The organism is Streptomyces sp. ADMS (assembly GCF_033441795.1).
In the GTDB taxonomy this organism is placed as follows: domain Bacteria; phylum Actinomycetota; class Actinomycetes; order Streptomycetales; family Streptomycetaceae; genus Streptomyces.
Genome location: NZ_JAVFVX010000048.1, coordinates 46,411 through 62,637 on the forward strand (window position 1 = coordinate 46,411; position 16,227 = coordinate 62,637).

The following is a 16,227-nucleotide window of genomic DNA, read 5'->3' on the forward strand; positions in this document are numbered from 1 at the left end:
GGCGGCACACTCATAGACGTACACACGCACGCCTTCACAAAGACAGGTAGGTCATGGCCGCTAACAACCGCCGCATGTCCGGCAAGAAGGGCGCGCAGGTCGGCAGTGGCGGCCAGCGGCGCCGGGGGCTCGAAGGCAAGGGCCCGACGCCGCCCGCCGAGGCGCGCAAGGGGCACAAGAAGAACCGTATTGCCGGTGCCAAGGCCAAGCAGATCCAGCGGCGCCCCGCACCCAAGGGGCGCGGCGGGAAGGCGACCTCCGAACTCGTCGTCGGGCGCAACTCGGTCGTCGAGGCACTCCGCGAGGGCGTCCCGGCCTCCATGCTCTACGTCCAGCAGTTCATCGACAACGACGAGCGCGTGCGCGAGGCGCTCCAACTGGTCGCCGACCGCGGCGGCATCCACCTGATGGAAGCCCCCCGGCCCGAGCTCGACCGGATGACCAACGGGCTCAACCACCAGGGGCTCGTACTCCAGGTCCCGCCGTACGTGTACGCCCACCCGGAGGACCTGGCCAACGCCGCCTACGACAACGGTGTGGACCCCCTCATCGTCGTCCTCGACGGTGTCACCGACCCGCGCAACCTCGGCGCCGTCGTCCGCTCCGTCTCCGCCTTCGGCGGGCACGGGGTCGTCGTGCCCGAGCGGCGCGCCGCCGGTATGACCGCCGGCGCCTGGAAGACCTCCGCCGGCGCCGCCGCCCGCACGCCCGTCGCCCGCGCCACCAATCTGACGCGCGCCCTGGAGGCGTACCAGAAGGCCGGGATCACCGTGGTCGGCCTCGCCGCCGACGGGGACGCAGAGGTCGGCGACCTGGCCGCGCTCGGCGGGCCCGTCGTCATCGTCGTCGGCAGCGAGGGCAAGGGGCTGTCCCGGCTGGTCGGGGAGACCTGCGACCACCTCGTACGGATCCCGATGCCCGGCGGCACCGAGTCCCTCAACGCCGGTGTCGCGGCCGGGATCGTGCTGTACGAAGCGGCCCGCCGACGCGCCTGAACACCCGTGCGCGATGTCACCCGTACGGGCGAATCCGGGCGGGTGACGTGACCTTGACGCGGTCCGGACACATCCGCCAAGTCAAAGCAGTGTCCTAACCTCACGTCACTCGGTTAGATGAGTGTGGACACCAGAACACCCCGCACACCCACGGGGGACCGCTCGTCGGGATACGACGACGCTCCCGCGCTGAGCATGGTGAAGGTGCCGAGCGATCCGGCGCAGGTCATCGTCAACCATGCGAGCTTCCGCGTGCAGTTGGGGGCCTCGACGCGGCGGGCGGCACCGTCGTCCCGCGTCGCCCGGCACCTCGGCGCTTCCGAGGACACGGCGCGCATCCCCGTCGTCGGCGCCGGCGGCGCCACGGCCGGCGGCCGACGCCGCGCGCCCGTCGTCTGGAGCGGGAAGTCCGCCCCCGACGACACCGGCGCGCACCGGCTGCTCCAGGCCGTACGCGGCTCCAGCGTGCGCCACGGCGAACAGCCGCCGGCCGCCGACGCCGGAGCGACGCAGGTCATCCCCCGTATCGGCGACGACCTCGACTACGCCGGCAGCACCCTCGACCAGACCGTCGAGACGCCGATCGTCGGCAGCCAGCGCACGCATGGCTCCGGCCCCGACTCCGGCCGCCTGCTTCCCAACATGCGCACCGTCGGCAGCGCGTACGAGGAAGCCGGTTACGGCGAATCCGGTTACGGAGACGGCGAGTTCGGCCACGAGGGCGACGAAGCCTACGAGCGGGACACCGACGGACGCCGCACCGGCGCCAAACGCCACGCCAACGACCCCGTACGGCACGCTTATTACCCCGGCCGCCGACTGAACCTCGGCGTCGTCCTGCTCCCGCTCCGTATCTTCCTCGGCTTCATCTCCATCTACGCCGGCATGGGCAAGCTCTGCGACCCCGTCTACTTCGACGGCGGCAAACGCGGCTCCATGATGAAGTGGCTCAACACCCTGCACCCCTGGGAAGTCGCCGAGCCACTACGGCAGTTCGCGCTCCAGCACCCTGTCGGCTCCGGGCTCGTCATCGCCTTCCTCCAGGTCATCGTGGGCGTCCTCACGGTCCTGGGCCTCTGGCAGCGGGTCGCCGCCGTCGGCGGCGCCCTGCTCTCCGCCGCGCTGCTCGTCACCGTCAGCTGGAAGAGCGTTCCCGTCTACGACGCCCCCGACATCATCTACCTGGCCGCCTGGTCGCCGCTGATCATCGCCGGCGCCCCCGTCTACTCCGTCGACGGCCGCCTCGCCGGCAGCGCCTGGCGCCGACTCGGACCCCGTACGGACATCTGGGAGCTGCGGAGTTACGTCCTGCGCCGCGGCGCCCTCGTCACGGCCGTCGTCATCGGACTCACGCTCCTCATCGGCTCGCTGCTCGGCGGCGCCGTCCGCGACGCCGACCGTGTGGTCGTCCCCGGCCCCGGCGAGGCCCCGCGCAACGAACTCCCCGGCTCCCCGCTCCCGGAGGAGTCCGGCGAACGCCGCCCCTCCAAGAGCCCCTCGGCAGCCACCAAGTCGCCGACCCAGAAGGCCACTTCGGCCAACCCCACGACCGGCGACGCCGCGACCACCCCCGAGGAGGCCCGCGAGAGCGGCAGCGTCACCGGAACCCGGCCCAGCCAGACGCAGGGCAGCGCCGGCCAGGCCCCGCCGCCGCAGACCACCCCGGTCGAGCAGGCGCCCAGCACCAGCGCCGGACCGTCCTCGTCGGGCGGCGCCACGGGCACCCCGGGCGGCACCGACGGCGGCACCACGGGCGGCGGCACCGGCGGCAGCGACGGCAGCACCGGAGGCTCCTCCACGGGGCAGCCAGGACTGGTGGGCGGCCTCCTGGGCTAGCAGCACCGGTTGCGTCAATGGGGTCCCGCACTGTGAAGTGCGGGACCCCATTGACGTACGTACAAAGGCTCTTGGTGAACCGTCGGCTTAACGGCTCAACGGCTCAACGGCTCAGCGTCGCCAGCTCCTTCGCGGCCTCCGTGAGGTCCTTCGCGGTGTCGATGGCGCGCCAGTAGGCGCCGTGCGGGATCGGGAAGCCTGCCAGGCGGAGTTCGCGGGCCAGATGGGGGAACGTGGTCCGTTCGTGGTCGCCGCGCTCCGGGAGCAGGGCGGCGAACGCGGGGGAGAAGACGTACACGCCCGCGTTGATCTCGAAGGTCGACGGAGGGGACTCTATGAAGTCCGTGATGTGGCCGAAGCCATCCGTCTGGACGGCGCCCCACGGCAGGCGCGGGCGGGCCAGCGCGAGGGTCGCGACGGCGTCCCGCTCGGCGTGGAAGTCGGCCATGTCGCGCAGCGAGAAACGGGTCCAGATGTCCCCGTTGGTGGCGTACCAGGGCCGGTCCGGGGCGGGGAGGTGCGCGGCGGCGTACTTGAGGCCGCCGCCACGGCCGAGGGGCTCGGTCTCGACGACCGTCGTGACGTTCAGCGGCAGGTCGGCGGCCTCCAGCCACTTCTGGAGGACCTCGGCGAGATGCCCACAGCTGACCACGACGTCCGTCACGCCCTCCTCGGCGAGCCAGACGAGCTGATGGCCGATGATCGGCGTCCCCGTGCCGGGGATCTCGACCATCGGCTTGGGCCGGTCGTCGGTGTACGGGCGCAGCCGGGAACCCTGGCCGCCGGCGAGGACCACGGCCTGAGTGGGGCGCGTCGTGGCGTTCGGATCGGTCATGTTCGAACTGTACGGGGCGCCCCGCGGGTTTCGCGGGGGAGGTTGGGGCGGGGCTGTGGTGTGGGTATCCGCGGCTCGGTGGGGGCTGGCCGCGCAGTTCCCCGCGCCTCTGCCAGGCGTGCCCCTAACGGGGCACCTGACAGAGGCGCCTGACGCTCAGCTGTGGGCCGCGGCCACCCCCGTGGCAAAGGACGTGTCGCAGACCGGACGGGCGTACGACTGGGCGCGTGACGGGCCGTACACGCGGACCGCGGCCCGGCCGAGGGCGCGGGCGATCGAGGTGCAGTGCTTCGCCAGCGACGGGCGGCCGTTCACCGCCTGCTGGAGGTGGGTGAGGGCGGTACCGGGGTCCTCTTCCTGGAGTTCCAGGAGCAGTTGGTCGCGCAGGACGTCCTGTGGGGTTGGGGCGGCTGCGGCCCGGGCGGCCAAGTCCTCGGAGGAGGCGGTGAGCACCGAGTCCGAGGGGTTCCCCGACCAGTTGACTCGGGTGACCGCGAGGGTCCCGGACAGGACCAGGACGACGGGCAGGACAAGGGCGAGGCTACGGCCGATCCGGCGGGCGGGGCCACGGCCACTTCGCGTCAGTTGGTTAGTGGAGTGCTTCACGCGAGTGAGGGTAGCGCTCGGTACTGATTTGGCGACATTTAGTAACCCCAACGGGGGATGGATCGGTGCCGTTTTCTGGGTAGGGCGTTGACGTACACGATTCGAAATGACCGGTCTGCCGGGTTCTCGGGCTTCCGGTGAGCGGGCATGCGAAGGGCCCCGCGGCAAGCCGCGGGGCCCTTCGGTGCTCAGGTCGCGTCTCAGTCGGTGAGGCGCTCGCCCGTGGAGGTCGAGAACACGTGGGTCTCGCCCGGACGCGGCACGACGTGCAGCGTGGCGCCCTTGTCCGGCACGGCACGGCCGCTGACGCGGACGACCAGGTCCTTGAGCTCGCCGTCGACCTTGGCACTGCCGTAGACGTAGCCGTCGGCGCCGAGCTCCTCGACGACGTTCACGGTGACCGCGAGGCCGGCCGGTGCGTCCGCGGAGTCCTTGGCCAGAGCGTCGGCGGCAGCACCGTTGTGCTCGACGATGTCGAAGTGCTCAGGACGGACGCCGACCGTGACGGTGGTGTCACCCTTGTCGGAGGCGGCCTTGAGGGCCTCGCGGTTGACGGGGACGACCGAGTTGCCGAACTTCACTCCGCCGTCGGTGATCGGGACCTCGATCAGGTTCATGGCCGGCGAGCCGATGAAGCCGGCCACGAAGAGGTTCTTGGGGCGGTCGTACATGTTGCGCGGCGAGTCGACCTGCTGGAGCAGACCGTCCTTCAGCACGGCCACCCGGTCGCCCATGGTCATGGCCTCGACCTGGTCGTGGGTGACGTACACGGTCGTGATGCCGAGACGGCGCTGCAGCGACGCGATCTGCGTACGGGTGGACACACGGAGCTTGGCGTCGAGGTTCGACAGCGGCTCGTCCATGAGGAACACCTGCGGCTCACGCACGATGGCACGACCCATGGCGACACGCTGACGCTGACCACCGGAGAGCGCCTTCGGCTTACGCGCCAGGTAGTCCGTGAGGTCCAGGATCTTCGCCGCGTCCTCGACCTTCTGGCGGATCTCGGCCTTGTTGACGCCGGCGATCTTGAGCGCGAAGCCCATGTTGTCGGCGACCGTCATGTGCGGGTACAGCGCGTAGTTCTGGAACACCATCGCGATGTCCCGGTCCTTGGGCGGCAGATGCGTGACGTCACGGTCACCGATGTGGATCGACCCGCCGTTGACGTCCTCAAGACCCGCGAGCATCCGCAGGGAGGTGGACTTTCCGCAGCCGGAGGGACCGACGAGGACGAGGAACTCGCCATCCGCGACATCGAGCTCGAGCTGGTCGACGGCGGGCTTGTCGCCACCCGGGTAGATGCGGGTCGCCTTGTTGAACGAAACAGTGGCCATGGGTACTAGGCCCCCTTCACCGGCAGGAACGTGCCGGACGATCCGTAGTGGAAGGTGGTGTAGTCCACGTACGCGGACTGAACCTGGACGGTACCTGGGGTTTCGTCGTCTGTCAGTACCTGGGGGAGTGTGAACTTCGCGGAAATTTTCGAGGCGGAAATCTATGAAATGGCCGAGCGACTCACTTTTGACCTTTGGTTACGTTACGTTTGGTTTTCGCGACTGAGGTCAGCGATGAACTCCGTGGCTTGGGGGATCGCGCTCTGTGTACAGTGGAGCCGCCTTCGCGTACGGCGTTGTGGTGCGCGGTGCCTCCTTAGCTCAGCTGGAACGAGCAGATCACTTGTAATGATCAGGTCGTCGGTTCGAATCCGACAGGGGGCTCAACTGCCCAGGTCAGCCCCAAGCTGGCCTGGGCTTCTTCGTGTTCGTGCCCGTGTGATGCTGGCGTCATGACTGATCAGCGTGAGGCTGTGATCGTCCGCTGGCCTGGGCAGGCCCCTTCCTCCGAGGACGGGCTCGCCGGGTTGTTGGCGGCCTACCACCTGCGGACCGAGGCCGAGAAGGGCGCGGCCGTTGTCGATGTGGACGGGCTGCCGGAGCGCTATCGGGCGGAGATCTCGGACCCGCGGGCCGCGTTCGTCGGCGATGTCGTGCTGGTGGCCCTGAGCGGGGGTGCGGCCGTGGGGTGTGTGGTGGTGACTGCCCCTGTCGGTCGGCGGTCGGAGATCAAGAGGCTCTGGACGGATCCAAATTTCCGGGGGCGGGGGATTGCGTCCGGTCTGCTCCGCGCCGCGCTTGCGCATGCTGCGGAAAGTGGTGTCAGCAGCGTGCGGCTGTCCGTGTGGGAGTGGCGGGCCGGGGCCATCGCTCTGTACGAGCGGTTCGGGTTCGTCGTCACCGAGTCGTGGGACGGGCGGGATCAGCTGGTGTGCATGGAGTGCGTTGGGTGAGTGGTCCCGGCCGCGGCTGTGGGTCAGCCGTGGCGCAGGCGGCGCGCGATCTCGAGTTCCGTGTCCTGCGGTGGGTCCCCGTCCTTGATGTGCCACAGGGCGTTCTGGAGTACCCGGGCGAGGGTCCACGCGCGTGCCCGTTTCCGGTCCAGGGCCAGGGCGTCTGTCAGGGCGTCGAAGCGCCAGATGACGTCGTCGGCGTCGAAGCGGTTGTTGATGGCCGGCCAGAGGTCGAAGCCTGGGTCCCCCGCCAGGGGTTTCGGGTCGATCGCGAGCCAGGGGGCGCGGTGGGCGGCGAGGACGTTTTCGTGGTGGAGGTCCCAGTGGAGGAGGCGGTCGCCAGGGTCTGGGGCCACTTCTCGTAGGGCTGCGGCGCAGTCCGTGAGGAGGGTGCGGGGTTCGGGGTCCGGGAGGTGCCGTAGGGCCCTTGGTGCCTGGTCCAGCATGTCTGCCGCGATGTCGCCGAGGTGGCGGATGCCTGGTGGGGCTGGTGCGGCGGTGAGGTGGGTCAGGAGGTCGGCGATGATCAGGGTGGCTTCGTGGGCGTCGGGGAGGTGGGACAGCATCCGGGTGTGGTCGAGGCGTTCGAGGAGCATCGTGCCCGTGGTGGGGTCGTGGTCGAGGAGGCGTACGGCGTGGTCGCCGTTCCAGTGGCGGAGGGCTGTTGGTTCGCCTTCGCTCTCGTGGTCGAGGAGTTGCAGTTTCAGGACTGCCGGGGTGTCGTCGGCGCGGAGGACAGGGAGGACCAGGGCCGCTACGCCGTGCATTGGCCGGCCGTCGACGCGTAGGTTCCAGCGGTCGAGGAAGTCGGTGGTGCGGGCGGGGAGTGCGGTGATGAAGGCGCGGCCCGCCTCGCCGTTGTACTTGAGCTGTGTGGCGGCCAGTTCGTCAGGGACGCGGATGCGGATCACTGGCCGACTGTATGTGCGTGCGTGAATTGGGGCATGCGATTTCCGGTGGGCCCGCGTGGGGTGTGGGCGTACGTCCGTAGTGCTCCGGGCACGTATGTGTGGCTGCTTGTTCTGTTCTTCACGACGGTGGCGGTGCATCACATGTCGGCGGGGTTCCAGGAGGAGTTTCTGCGGCGGCGGTCGACGAACATCAACGAGTTGTCGGACCATCCGGTGCGTGTGCTGATCTCCAGTGCGATGTGGGTCGGCGGGTGGTGGACCCCGTATGTGGTGCTGTATTCGGTCTTCCATGCGTGGTCGGGGGTGCTGGGGGTGCCGAGGGACTGGTGTGCCACGGTGACGCTGGACCGGTCGACGGGGCTTGGCTGGGCGGGCGGTTACGTGGGTTCCGGTGTGGCCACGGCCAATCTCGCGGCGCGGACGCTGCGGGATCTGGTGCGGTTGGACTCGGGACAGGCGGGCCGTACCGAGTTGACCGAGCTGCCGTGGGTGGGGCACCGGGTGCGGAAGTGGGAGCCGGAGCCGTTGCGGTGGGTGGGGGTGCGGGGGATGTACGCCACGTATCGGGCGGCGGATCGGAGGGAGTCGGCCGGGGGAGGGGAGCGGTCGTCGCGGCTGGCGCAGTTCGCCGATCGGGTCGCGGGGCGGCACTGAGGGAACACCGGCTGCCTCGGTGCCTTGCTTCTTTGTCCGACGACGACTTCTTGTGCGTCTGTGGCGACCGGCGATTGGCTGTTGGACGGTTCGATGGTTGAGGGGGTGGGGCCTGACGGACCCGCCCCCTCAACCGTGCGTCAGGGTTCCAGCATCACCTTGCCGGTCGTTTGCGCAGGTCAGGGTGATTGTCGGTGGTGGGGTGCAGGATGGGGGCATGGTGAGGCGAGCGGTGGGTGGAGCGGGTGCGGCGGGTGGTTCGGGTTCCGGTTCCGGGGTGAAGGGGGCTCGGCGGCCCGAGGTGCGGTTGCCGGTGCTGGAGCCGTTCGGGGGCGGGGAGTTGGAGGCGGACGGGGACTACGACGGGCTGGAGTTCCGGGACGCCGACTTCGCCGGGCAGGACGGCGGGGGTGCCCGTTTCATGGACTGCGCGCTGACGGGGTGCGCGCTGGACGAGACACGGCTGCATCACGCCCGGCTGCTCGACTCGGTTCTCACGGGCATACGGGGGGTCGGCACGAACCTCGCCGAGTCGACGCTGCGGGATGTGGAGCTGGTCGACGCCCGGCTGGGCGGGGTGCAGTTGCACGGGGCTGTGCTGGAGCGGGTGGTGGTGCGGGGCGGGAAGATCGACTATCTGAACCTGCGCAAGGCGAGGCTGAGGGATGTCGTCTTCGAGGGGTGCGTGCTGGTGGAGCCGGACTTCGGGGGTGCGGTGCTGGAGCGGGTGGAGTTCGTGGACTGTGCGCTGAAGGGGGCGGATTTCAGCGCGGCGAGGCTCAACGACGTGGACTTGCGTCGGGCGGCGGAGTTGGGGTTCGCGCGGGGGGTGGATCGGTTGGCGGGGGCGGTGATCAGTCCCGTGCAGTTGCTCGATCTGGCGGGGGTGTTCGCGGCGGAGTTGGGGGTGCGGGTGGAGTAGGTGGGGGTCCTTTCCCGCCCGCGCGCCCGTCTCGGTCTGTTCGACGGGGCGCTCTCGAACTTCTCTCCCACCTGCCCGCCTGTTCGCTGCCTCTTTCCAGCGAGGGCCCAGGTGTCTCAGCCCGCCCGGCGGCCTCTCACGCGGCCTGATGAGCCCGAGCTTCTTGTCCCATCTGCCCGCCCCGACCGCGTCTTCAGCCCGGACCCGGGCAATTCGGCCCGTCCGGCGTTTGAGGGCGAGGCCGTTCAGGGCCGTAGCGGGGGTCTGGGGGCGCAGTTCCCAGGATCAGATGCCCAGGTCAGCTCACGGCACCCTCGGGAAGCGGGCCTGCAGTGTCCAGATCGCCGGGTTCTCGCCGAGCGCGTCGTGCAGGTCGATCAGGTCGGCCAGGACGTCGTGCAGGAAGTCCCGTGCCTCCTTGCGGAGTTCGGCGTGGGAGAAGGTGAGCGGGGGCTCCTCCGCAGGCATCCAGTCGGACTCGATGTCCACCCATCCGAAGCGGCGCTCGAAGAGCATGCGGTCGGTGGACTCGGTGAAGTCCAGCTCCGCGTACTGGGGGCGGGCGGCGCGGGAGCCCGCGGGATCCTGGTCCAGCTGTTCCACGATGTCGCACAGCGCCCACGCGAAGTCGAGCACCGGCACCCATCCCCAGGCTGTGGACAGTTCCCGGTCCGCCTTGGTGTCGGCGAGGTAGACGTCACCGCAGAACAGGTCGTGGCGGAGGGCGTGGACGTCCGCGCGGCGGTAGTCGGTCTGCGGGGGGTCCGGGAAGCGGTTGGAGAGGGCGTAGCCGATATCGAGCACGGAGGTGATGGTGTCACGACGGGACTGACGCCCGGGAGCCTGTGTCCCCACGGTGCGAACCGTGGGGGCGAGCCGGTTCACGGGCAGTGGCCGGGCTTCTCTGTTCCCGGGCGGACACTGCTCGTCCGACAGGGGCGGCATGGGAGGCCTGCCCGGATTTTCGGGGATGTCCTTGTTACTCCCGTTGTTCCTGTCTGTGATATGTGCGAGGCGCGCGAAAGCCCCCGGTCGAGCGCCAACTCGCGCTCGGCCAGGGGCTTTCAGCCGCCGTGTACGACTCAGACGTTGACGCCGAAGTCCTTGGCGATGCCCACCAGGCCCGAGGCGTAGCCCTGGCCGACCGCGCGGAACTTCCACTCCGCGCCGTTGCGGTACAGCTCTCCGAAGACCATCGCCGTCTCCGTCGCCGCGTCCTCCGAGAGGTCGTAGCGGGCGATCTCGGCGCCGCCCGCCTCGTTCAGGATGCGGATGTACGCGTTGCGGACCTGGCCGAAGTTCTGCGAGCGGGTCTCCGCGTCGTAGATCGAGACCGGGAAGACGATCTTGTCGATGTCGGCCGGGAGGCCGGCGAGGTTGACCTTGATCGCCTCGTCGTCGCCCGCGCCCTCGCCGGTGCGGTTGTCGCCGGTGTGGACGATCGTGCTGTCCGGGGTCTGCTTGTTGTTGAAGAAGATGAAGTGGCCGTCCGAGTAGACCTTGCCCTCCATGTTGACCGCGATCGCCGAGGCGTCGAGGTCGAAGTCCGTGCCGGTGGTGCTGCGGACGTCCCAGCCGAGGCCCACGGTGACGGCGGTCAGGCCCGGAGCCTCCTTGGTGAGCGAGACGTTGCCACCCTTGGACAGGCTTACAGCCATTGTTGGGAGTCCTTCCCTCGTTTGACATACGTGCGTGCGGTGCGGCGCCCCGCACGGGGACGAAGCTACCGTCACCTCTATGAACGCCGACGGGGGTCCTGAAGGTTCCGCGCGCCTTTACTTTCTTTACCTACCTTGACGGCCTGTCGTGCTGTCGTCGTGAAAACAGGTGACGCGGACCGGACAGCCGCGCGACCATGGTGGGCATGGCCGGTCCCTACCTCATCCGTGGCTCCGTCTCGCTCCCCGAGGCCGAGCTCATGTGGCGTTTCTCGCGGTCCGGCGGGCCGGGCGGGCAGCACGTCAACACCAGTGACTCCAGGGTGGAGCTGAGCCTCGACCTCGCGAGGACCGAGGCGCTGCCCGAAGTCTGGAAGCGACGCGCCCTGGAGCGCCTCGCCGGACGGCTTGTCGACGGAGTCGTCACCGTCCGCTCCTCCGAGCACCGCTCCCAGTGGCGCAACCGCGAGACGGCGGCCGTCCGCCTGGCCGCTCTTATCGCCGAGGCCACCGCACCTCCGCCCAAGCCCCGCACCCCCACCCGCATCCCGCGCGGAATCAACGAACGCCGGTTGCGGCAGAAGAAGGCACGTGCGGACGTGAAGCGGGGCCGTACGGGACGGGACTGGGGTTAGTCGCTGACGCTCACTCAGTAATCGTCGGTCACCGTGGAGAAGCCACCACGGGGAAAGTGACCGTGGGGTGGCGACGGATGAACGATCGTGAATTTCCGGGCGGCCGGGAAAAAGAACCGCGGAACGGCTCCAGGAACGAATTTCTCGCCGTGCGATTCGCATCACACCGAAGTCGCCTCGGGGGTGTCGCCCGACGTGCGCCCGGTTCGGGTGCCGAAGCCGATGACGCCGTCGGGAACGACCGGCGGCGCGGCGGTGGTCTCCGGCGTGACGAGTGCGCGCACCTCGCGTTCGTCGCGCTCCTGGAGCGAGTCCTGACATTTACGTTCGTACACGAGGAGATCGGCGTGATCGACTTTCTGGGCCAGTTCGAGCACCCCGACCGTCTGGCCCCCGCTCGTCTCCCCGGTGGGGCGGAACCCCAGGCCCAGGTAGAAGGGCTCGGGGCCGGTCGGGCCGGGGTGCCAGGTGACGTAGAGGTCGGTGCCGCCGCGTCGGCGGATCTCGGCGGCGACGGACTCGACGGCGAAGCGGCCGTAGCCCTTGCCCTGTTCGTCGGCCGCGATGTTCAGGCGCCACAGGCCGGAGCGCAGGTCGGCGCCCGTGTCGTCCCAGGCGATGTCGAGGAAGGCCATGAGGAAGCCGACGGGCCGCTCGCCGTCGAGGATCAGCCGGGGCCAGGCGGTGCGCGGATGGACGTACGCCTCGGCCAGGGACTTCACGACCGGGTCGACCGCGTGTTCCTGGTCGGGGCGGACCCGTACGGCGACGGCACTGTCGAAGTTGTCGGAGCTGATCCGCTCCAGCCGGAGCGTGTCGTTCGTCATACGGGCAACCTAAGGTGCCCGGTACCTGCGTGACCAGGGAGTTTCCTGTCAGCCCAACTGCCGGTAGCGGCCCCGGAAGTACGCGAGCGGTCCCCCGTCCGCGCTCGGTGCCGTCGCAGTCAGGACGCGGCCGATCACCAGGGTGTGGTCGCCCGCCGGCACCCGCTGTTCCGTACGGCACTCCAGGGTCGCCAGGGCGCCGCCCACCAGGGGGGCACCGGACGCCTCGCCGCGGACGTACGGGAGGTCCTCGAAGAGGAGTCGGTCGCTGATGCGGTTCTTCATCGCGAACCGGCCCGCGATGTGCCGCTGGCTCTCGGAGAGGACGGAGACCGCCCACATGGGCTGTTCGGCGAGCAGATCGTCCATCCGGGAGCCCTCGCGCACGCTGACCATGACCAGTGGCGGGTCCAGGGAGACCGACAGGAAGGCGGTCGCCGTCATGCCGACGTCCTCGCCGCCGGGAGCGTGGGGATCGTCCGGGTCGAGCGGCGGCTCCAGCGCGGTCACCAGGACCACGCCCGAGGCCAGGCGGGACATGGCGGCGCGGAAGTCGTCGTTGCTCACTCCCCCAGGATGCCCGGCGGGAGACGGGGCGGGGGAGGCGGTAGTGGTATGTGGGGCGGGTGGGGCGGGTACGGGAGTGGGTGCGGCGGCAGGTACGGCAGGGGGAGTCGGCACACGGCAAAAGCTATGCGCCGCGCCTGTGCCGCCGCATCGGACCAGCGCCCGAACCCGGACCTAGGACTCCCGGCGGACCCCCGACCGGCAATCGACCGGCGACCGCCTCTACGAGTGCCGGTAGCGCCAAAGATCGGGAACAGCCTTCGCCGACTTCTTCTCACCCGTAGTATCCCCACAGATACAAAGTTTGCGTTCAGTTAACGCACAGGGAGAACCCAGAAACTCCACTCAATTGCTCATCTTTCGCTGTGACTTGAGTCACAGGTGACCCTTTTTGTTGACCCTGTGTACCGAGTGGGCAGCGCGCTGTGATTCAGTGGCGGGGAAGCCGAGGAAGGGGGCGGGAGGGCGAATGGAGACCGACCAGGAGCCGTATGTCCGTCTCGCGACCTTGCGGCAGCTGCACCAGGTCATGGCGGACATGAACACCGCGCGCAGTCTGGCGGACACACTCCAGACCGTCGCCGACGGGGTCGTCAACGGCCTCGGGTACGAACTGGCATGCGTCAACCTCGTCCGGCCCGACGGCGATCTCGTCGTCGCCGCCTTCGCAGGGAACTCCGCCGCCGAGGCCCTCATCACCGGCCGGGTCGGCTCGCGCGACTCCTGGGAGCGCCGGCTCGCCATGGGCGAGACCTGGGGTGACCTGGTCTTCATACCGCACACCGAGGGCTGGGTCCTCGACGACGACGACGTCCCGCAGTGGTACACCGACGGCCCCGCCCCGCGCTTCGAGGACGAGTGGCACCCCTCCGACCGGCTCTTCGCGCCCATGTTCACCCCGAGCGTGCCCGGCGGCTCGTGCGGCGAACTGATAGGCGTCCTGTCCGTGGACCGGCCGCGCAACGGTCGCCGGCCGGGCGCATGGGGCAAGGAAGCGCTCCAGATGTACGCGTTCCAGGCCGCCATCGCGATCAGCAACGCGCGTCTACGTGCGAATATGCAGCGGGCACTGGTCAGACTCGAACGCGAGCAGCAGGCCCTCAGAGCCAGCGAGGAAAGCTTCCGTCAGGCCTTCGAGTACGCCCCCTCCGGCATGGCGATAGCCGAGATGGGCGGCGACCAGCACGGGCGAATACTCCGCACCAACGACGCCCTGTGCCGCCTGCTCGGCCGCCCCGCCTCCGCGATGCGCCGCTACGCCTTCTCCGACCTCGTGCACCCCGAGGACATCGGCACCCTGCTCCGCACCTCCGCCGAGGGCGGACGCGCCGAACTCCGGCTCTGCCGCCGCGACGGCTCGTACCTGTGGGTGTCGCTGCGCAACTCCGTCGTCGCGGACGCCGCCGACGGCCCGCGCTTCCTGCTCACCCATGTCGAGGACATCGAGGAGCGCAAGCGCCGCGAGCTCCAGCTCGCCCACCGCGCCTCCCACGACTCCCTCACCGGACTGCCCAACTCCGCAGAGCTGCGCGCCCGGCTCAGCGCCCGCCTCTGCGAGCGCCCGCAGGCGGCGGAACCCGGCCTGGTCGAGTCGGTCGACGCGGCCTACGGCCACGGCCAACTGGATACCTACGGCACGCACGACCAGTACACGCCGGTGCCGGCGACGGACGGTGTAATCCAGCCGTACGACGTGAACGGCCACGGCTTCGACTTCCGCGGCGCCCCCGAGGTGTACGGCGCGTACGACCACCACGTGCATACCGTCGCCCCCGAGGGTGACCACGACGACGGGACGAAGGGGCTCGCGGTCCTCTTCTGCGACCTCGACGGCTTCAAGTCGATCAACGACCGCTTCGGGCACAACGCCGGCGACGCGGTGCTGATCGAGGTGGCCCGGCGGCTCGGCCGCGCCGTGCGCGACGGCGACACGGTGGCCCGGCTCGGCGGTGACGAGTTCGTGGTCCTCGCCGACGGTCTCGGCCGGGCCGACGCCCAGGACCTCGCCGTACGCCTGCGCAACGAGATCATCCAGCCCGTCCGGGTCGACGGCCGCGCGATGCGGGTCGGCGCGAGCTTCGGCATCGGCTGGGCACACTGCGGGATGACGGCGGACGAGGTCCTGAAGTCGGCGGACGAACGGATGTACATCGAGAAACGATCTCGACCCAGGCAGCACCGCCGGGCGGGATGATCTCCAGACCAATGGCCCTGTGGCGATCTTGTAACGGCTCTGTGCCGCTGGAGTCACCCGTTTGGGGCAGTGGAAGCGGGTAGGCTCGTTATTCGCATTGCATGTTTCGCAGGACCTCGCAACATCTCGTGGTCCCACCCCGCAGTAGTCCCACCCCGCACCTGTTGAGGAGACCAAGGGATGACGCCCGGCAACAGCGGCGCGAGCACGCCCGAGGACGACGACCCGTTCGGCTACCTGTACGAGGACGGGCGGGCCAACGGAGCCCAGCCGCCGAGCAGCGGTTACGGCTACCCGAACTCGGTCGGCCGGGTGCGGCCGGTCGGCGAGCGTCAGTACAGCCCGCCGACGGGCCAGGGCCAGCAGCCCGCGTACGGCCAGACCGCCCCGACCGCGCAGTACGGCCAGGCGATCCCGCAGCAGCAGGGGACGTACGGCAGCCCGAACGCCCACTACCAGGCGCCCGAGGCCTTCAACAGCGGCCCCGCGGCTCCGCAGCAGCCCGCGTACGGCGGCGGCAGCGGCAGAGGCGGGCGGGGCGGCGGGCCCAACACTAAGGGGCTGCTGATCGGTGCCATCGCGGTGGTCGCCGCGGTCGTCATCGGTATCGGCGTGGCCATGATGGGCGGCGACGACGACAAGGACACGGGCGCCGACGCCGGCGCGACCCCGTCGACCGGGCAGAGTGCCGAGCCGTCCCCCTCGGCCAGCACCTCGGCGGCGGCCACGGAGGAGGACCTGCCCGCCGTCGACGCGAAGGCCCTGCTGCTCGGCGGCGGCGCCACCACCCTGTCGGACGTCGACGGCGCGAAGGCGGCCGGCGGTGTCTATGTGGGCAACTTCAACACCGTGGGCACGTCCGTCACCTGGAACGTCAGCGGCATCGCGAAAAAGGGCGGCTACCGGCTGTACGTCAACTACGGCGTGCCCGGCAAGGACGCCACGGCCACGCTGACGGTCAACGGCACGGCCCAGTCCCGTCCGCTCAATCTGGGCAACTTCGCGAACGCCGCCGAGGGCGACTACGCGAAGGGCTGGACGAACACCTGGGCGTCCGTCCAGCTGAACAAGGGCACCAACACGCTCAAGATCTCCTGCGAGCAGGGGAACCAGTGCGACGTCAACATCGACCAGCTGTACCTGGCGAAAGACGGCTGACCTGTCCTGACAGGGCCGGGGCCAGGCTGACCGGGGGCCGCTGGTGTCCTGCGCCTGAAATCCTTCGGTAGATCTGGCTCGTCCCGGCGGTCGGATTCCCGCCGCCGACCAGGCGCGTTGACCGTCGGCGGCTCAGTCG

General features: G+C 69.7%; 15 protein-coding genes, 1 tRNA gene and 1 pseudogene. 9 read left to right on the plus strand and 8 right to left on the minus strand.

Annotation, left to right across the window (positions count from 1 at the left end; genetic code table 11):
• The first annotated feature begins 53 nt into the window (after positions 1-53).
• Positions 54-995: a 23S rRNA (guanosine(2251)-2'-O)-methyltransferase RlmB gene (gene rlmB / locus RB628_RS21660; RefSeq protein WP_318322156.1), complete on the plus strand. Its 942-nt coding sequence runs from the start codon at positions 54-56 to the stop codon at positions 993-995.
• Between the two features lie 117 nt (positions 996-1,112).
• On the plus strand, positions 1,113-2,831 hold the full coding sequence (locus RB628_RS21665; protein ID WP_318322157.1) for a DoxX family membrane protein: 1,719 nt from the start codon (positions 1,113-1,115) through the stop codon (positions 2,829-2,831).
• Between the two features lie 103 nt (positions 2,832-2,934).
• Here RB628_RS21665 and RB628_RS21670 read toward each other — a convergent pair whose 3' ends face one another.
• The 3 genes from RB628_RS21670 to RB628_RS21680 all read right to left on the minus strand — a co-directional run bounded on the left by RB628_RS21670 (position 2,935) and on the right by RB628_RS21680 (position 5,609).
• Positions 2,935-3,666 (minus strand): nucleotidyltransferase family protein, encoded by a 732-nt coding sequence (locus RB628_RS21670; RefSeq protein WP_318322158.1) that lies wholly within the window; start codon positions 3,664-3,666, stop codon positions 2,935-2,937.
• A gap of 156 nt (positions 3,667-3,822) precedes the next feature.
• On the minus strand, positions 3,823-4,272 hold the full coding sequence (locus RB628_RS21675; protein ID WP_318322159.1) for a hypothetical protein: 450 nt from the start codon (positions 4,270-4,272) through the stop codon (positions 3,823-3,825).
• A gap of 200 nt (positions 4,273-4,472) precedes the next feature.
• On the minus strand, positions 4,473-5,609 hold the full coding sequence (locus RB628_RS21680) for a sn-glycerol-3-phosphate ABC transporter ATP-binding protein UgpC (RefSeq protein WP_318322160.1): 1,137 nt from the start codon (positions 5,607-5,609) through the stop codon (positions 4,473-4,475).
• A 310-nt stretch (positions 5,610-5,919) separates the two neighbouring features.
• On the opposite strand from RB628_RS21680, the gene RB628_RS21685 reads away from it, so the two are divergent.
• A tRNA-Thr gene (locus RB628_RS21685) sits at positions 5,920-5,993 on the plus strand.
• A gap of 68 nt (positions 5,994-6,061) precedes the next feature.
• On the plus strand, positions 6,062-6,562 hold the full coding sequence (locus RB628_RS21690; protein WP_318322161.1) for a GNAT family N-acetyltransferase: 501 nt from the start codon (positions 6,062-6,064) through the stop codon (positions 6,560-6,562).
• A gap of 23 nt (positions 6,563-6,585) precedes the next feature.
• Here RB628_RS21690 and RB628_RS21695 read toward each other — a convergent pair whose 3' ends face one another.
• On the minus strand, positions 6,586-7,473 hold the full coding sequence (locus RB628_RS21695; RefSeq protein ID WP_318322162.1) for an aminoglycoside phosphotransferase family protein: 888 nt from the start codon (positions 7,471-7,473) through the stop codon (positions 6,586-6,588).
• Positions 7,474-7,506: 33 nt separating this feature from the next.
• Between RB628_RS21695 and RB628_RS21700 the strand changes: the two genes are divergently transcribed.
• Both RB628_RS21700 and RB628_RS21705 read left to right on the plus strand, forming a co-directional pair.
• On the plus strand, positions 7,507-8,127 hold the full coding sequence (locus RB628_RS21700; RefSeq protein ID WP_318322163.1) for a rhomboid-like protein: 621 nt from the start codon (positions 7,507-7,509) through the stop codon (positions 8,125-8,127).
• 217 nt (positions 8,128-8,344) lie between these two features.
• Positions 8,345-9,049, plus strand: a complete 705-nt coding sequence (locus RB628_RS21705) for a pentapeptide repeat-containing protein (protein WP_318322164.1) — start codon at positions 8,345-8,347, stop codon at positions 9,047-9,049.
• A gap of 303 nt (positions 9,050-9,352) precedes the next feature.
• On the opposite strand, the gene RB628_RS21710 is transcribed toward RB628_RS21705, so the two are convergent.
• Positions 9,353-9,853 (minus strand): hypothetical protein, encoded by a 501-nt coding sequence (locus RB628_RS21710; RefSeq protein ID WP_318322165.1) that lies wholly within the window; start codon positions 9,851-9,853, stop codon positions 9,353-9,355.
• A 278-nt stretch (positions 9,854-10,131) separates the two neighbouring features.
• Positions 10,132-10,707 carry a TerD family protein gene (locus RB628_RS21715; RefSeq protein ID WP_318322166.1) on the minus strand — a complete coding sequence of 192 codons (576 nt, stop codon included), beginning with the start codon at positions 10,705-10,707 and terminating at the stop codon, positions 10,132-10,134.
• Between the two features lie 197 nt (positions 10,708-10,904).
• Here RB628_RS21715 and arfB point away from each other — a divergent pair, with 197 nt between their 5' ends.
• The gene (gene arfB / locus RB628_RS21720; RefSeq protein ID WP_318322167.1) at positions 10,905-11,342 is read left to right on the plus strand and encodes an alternative ribosome rescue aminoacyl-tRNA hydrolase ArfB; all 438 of its coding nucleotides are present in this window, start codon (positions 10,905-10,907) and stop codon (positions 11,340-11,342) included.
• A gap of 365 nt (positions 11,343-11,707) precedes the next feature.
• On the opposite strand, the pseudogene RB628_RS21725 reads toward arfB, so the two are convergent.
• Both RB628_RS21725 and RB628_RS21730 read right to left on the minus strand, forming a co-directional pair.
• Positions 11,708-12,169: pseudogene (locus RB628_RS21725) on the minus strand (GNAT family N-acetyltransferase); the annotation flags it as partial.
• Positions 12,170-12,217: 48 nt separating this feature from the next.
• Positions 12,218-12,709 (minus strand): flavin reductase family protein, encoded by a 492-nt coding sequence (locus RB628_RS21730; RefSeq protein ID WP_412180704.1) that lies wholly within the window; start codon positions 12,707-12,709, stop codon positions 12,218-12,220.
• A gap of 496 nt (positions 12,710-13,205) precedes the next feature.
• On the opposite strand from RB628_RS21730, the gene cdgB reads away from it, so the two are divergent.
• Together cdgB and RB628_RS21740 are read left to right on the plus strand one after the other, a co-directional pair.
• Entirely contained in the window at positions 13,206-14,930 is a 1,725-nt protein-coding gene (gene cdgB, locus RB628_RS21735; RefSeq protein WP_318322169.1) for a diguanylate cyclase CdgB, read from the plus strand.
• A 180-nt stretch (positions 14,931-15,110) separates the two neighbouring features.
• Positions 15,111-16,088 carry a CBM35 domain-containing protein gene (locus RB628_RS21740; protein ID WP_318322170.1) on the plus strand — a complete coding sequence of 326 codons (978 nt, stop codon included), beginning with the start codon at positions 15,111-15,113 and terminating at the stop codon, positions 16,086-16,088.
• Positions 16,089-16,227 lie beyond the last annotated feature (139 nt).

Coding starts and splice junctions, on each gene's coding strand:
- RB628_RS21740 (WP_318322170.1), top strand. CDS start 15,111: ATGACGCCCGGCAACAGCGGCGCGAGCACGCCCGAGGACGACGACCCG.
- cdgB (WP_318322169.1), top strand. CDS start 13,206: ATGGAGACCGACCAGGAGCCGTATGTCCGTCTCGCGACCTTGCGGCAG.
- rlmB (WP_318322156.1), top strand. CDS start 54: ATGGCCGCTAACAACCGCCGCATGTCCGGCAAGAAGGGCGCGCAGGTC.
- RB628_RS21700 (WP_318322163.1), top strand. CDS start 7,507: ATGCGATTTCCGGTGGGCCCGCGTGGGGTGTGGGCGTACGTCCGTAGT.
- RB628_RS21730 (WP_412180704.1), bottom strand. CDS start 12,709: ATGTCCCGCCTGGCCTCGGGCGTGGTCCTGGTGACCGCGCTGGAGCCG.
- RB628_RS21715 (WP_318322166.1), bottom strand. CDS start 10,707: ATGGCTGTAAGCCTGTCCAAGGGTGGCAACGTCTCGCTCACCAAGGAG.
- RB628_RS21665 (WP_318322157.1), top strand. CDS start 1,113: ATGAGTGTGGACACCAGAACACCCCGCACACCCACGGGGGACCGCTCG.
- RB628_RS21690 (WP_318322161.1), top strand. CDS start 6,062: ATGACTGATCAGCGTGAGGCTGTGATCGTCCGCTGGCCTGGGCAGGCC.
- RB628_RS21705 (WP_318322164.1), top strand. CDS start 8,345: ATGGTGAGGCGAGCGGTGGGTGGAGCGGGTGCGGCGGGTGGTTCGGGT.
- RB628_RS21670 (WP_318322158.1), bottom strand. CDS start 3,666: ATGACCGATCCGAACGCCACGACGCGCCCCACTCAGGCCGTGGTCCTC.
- RB628_RS21680 (WP_318322160.1), bottom strand. CDS start 5,609: ATGGCCACTGTTTCGTTCAACAAGGCGACCCGCATCTACCCGGGTGGC.
- arfB (WP_318322167.1), top strand. CDS start 10,905: ATGGTGGGCATGGCCGGTCCCTACCTCATCCGTGGCTCCGTCTCGCTC.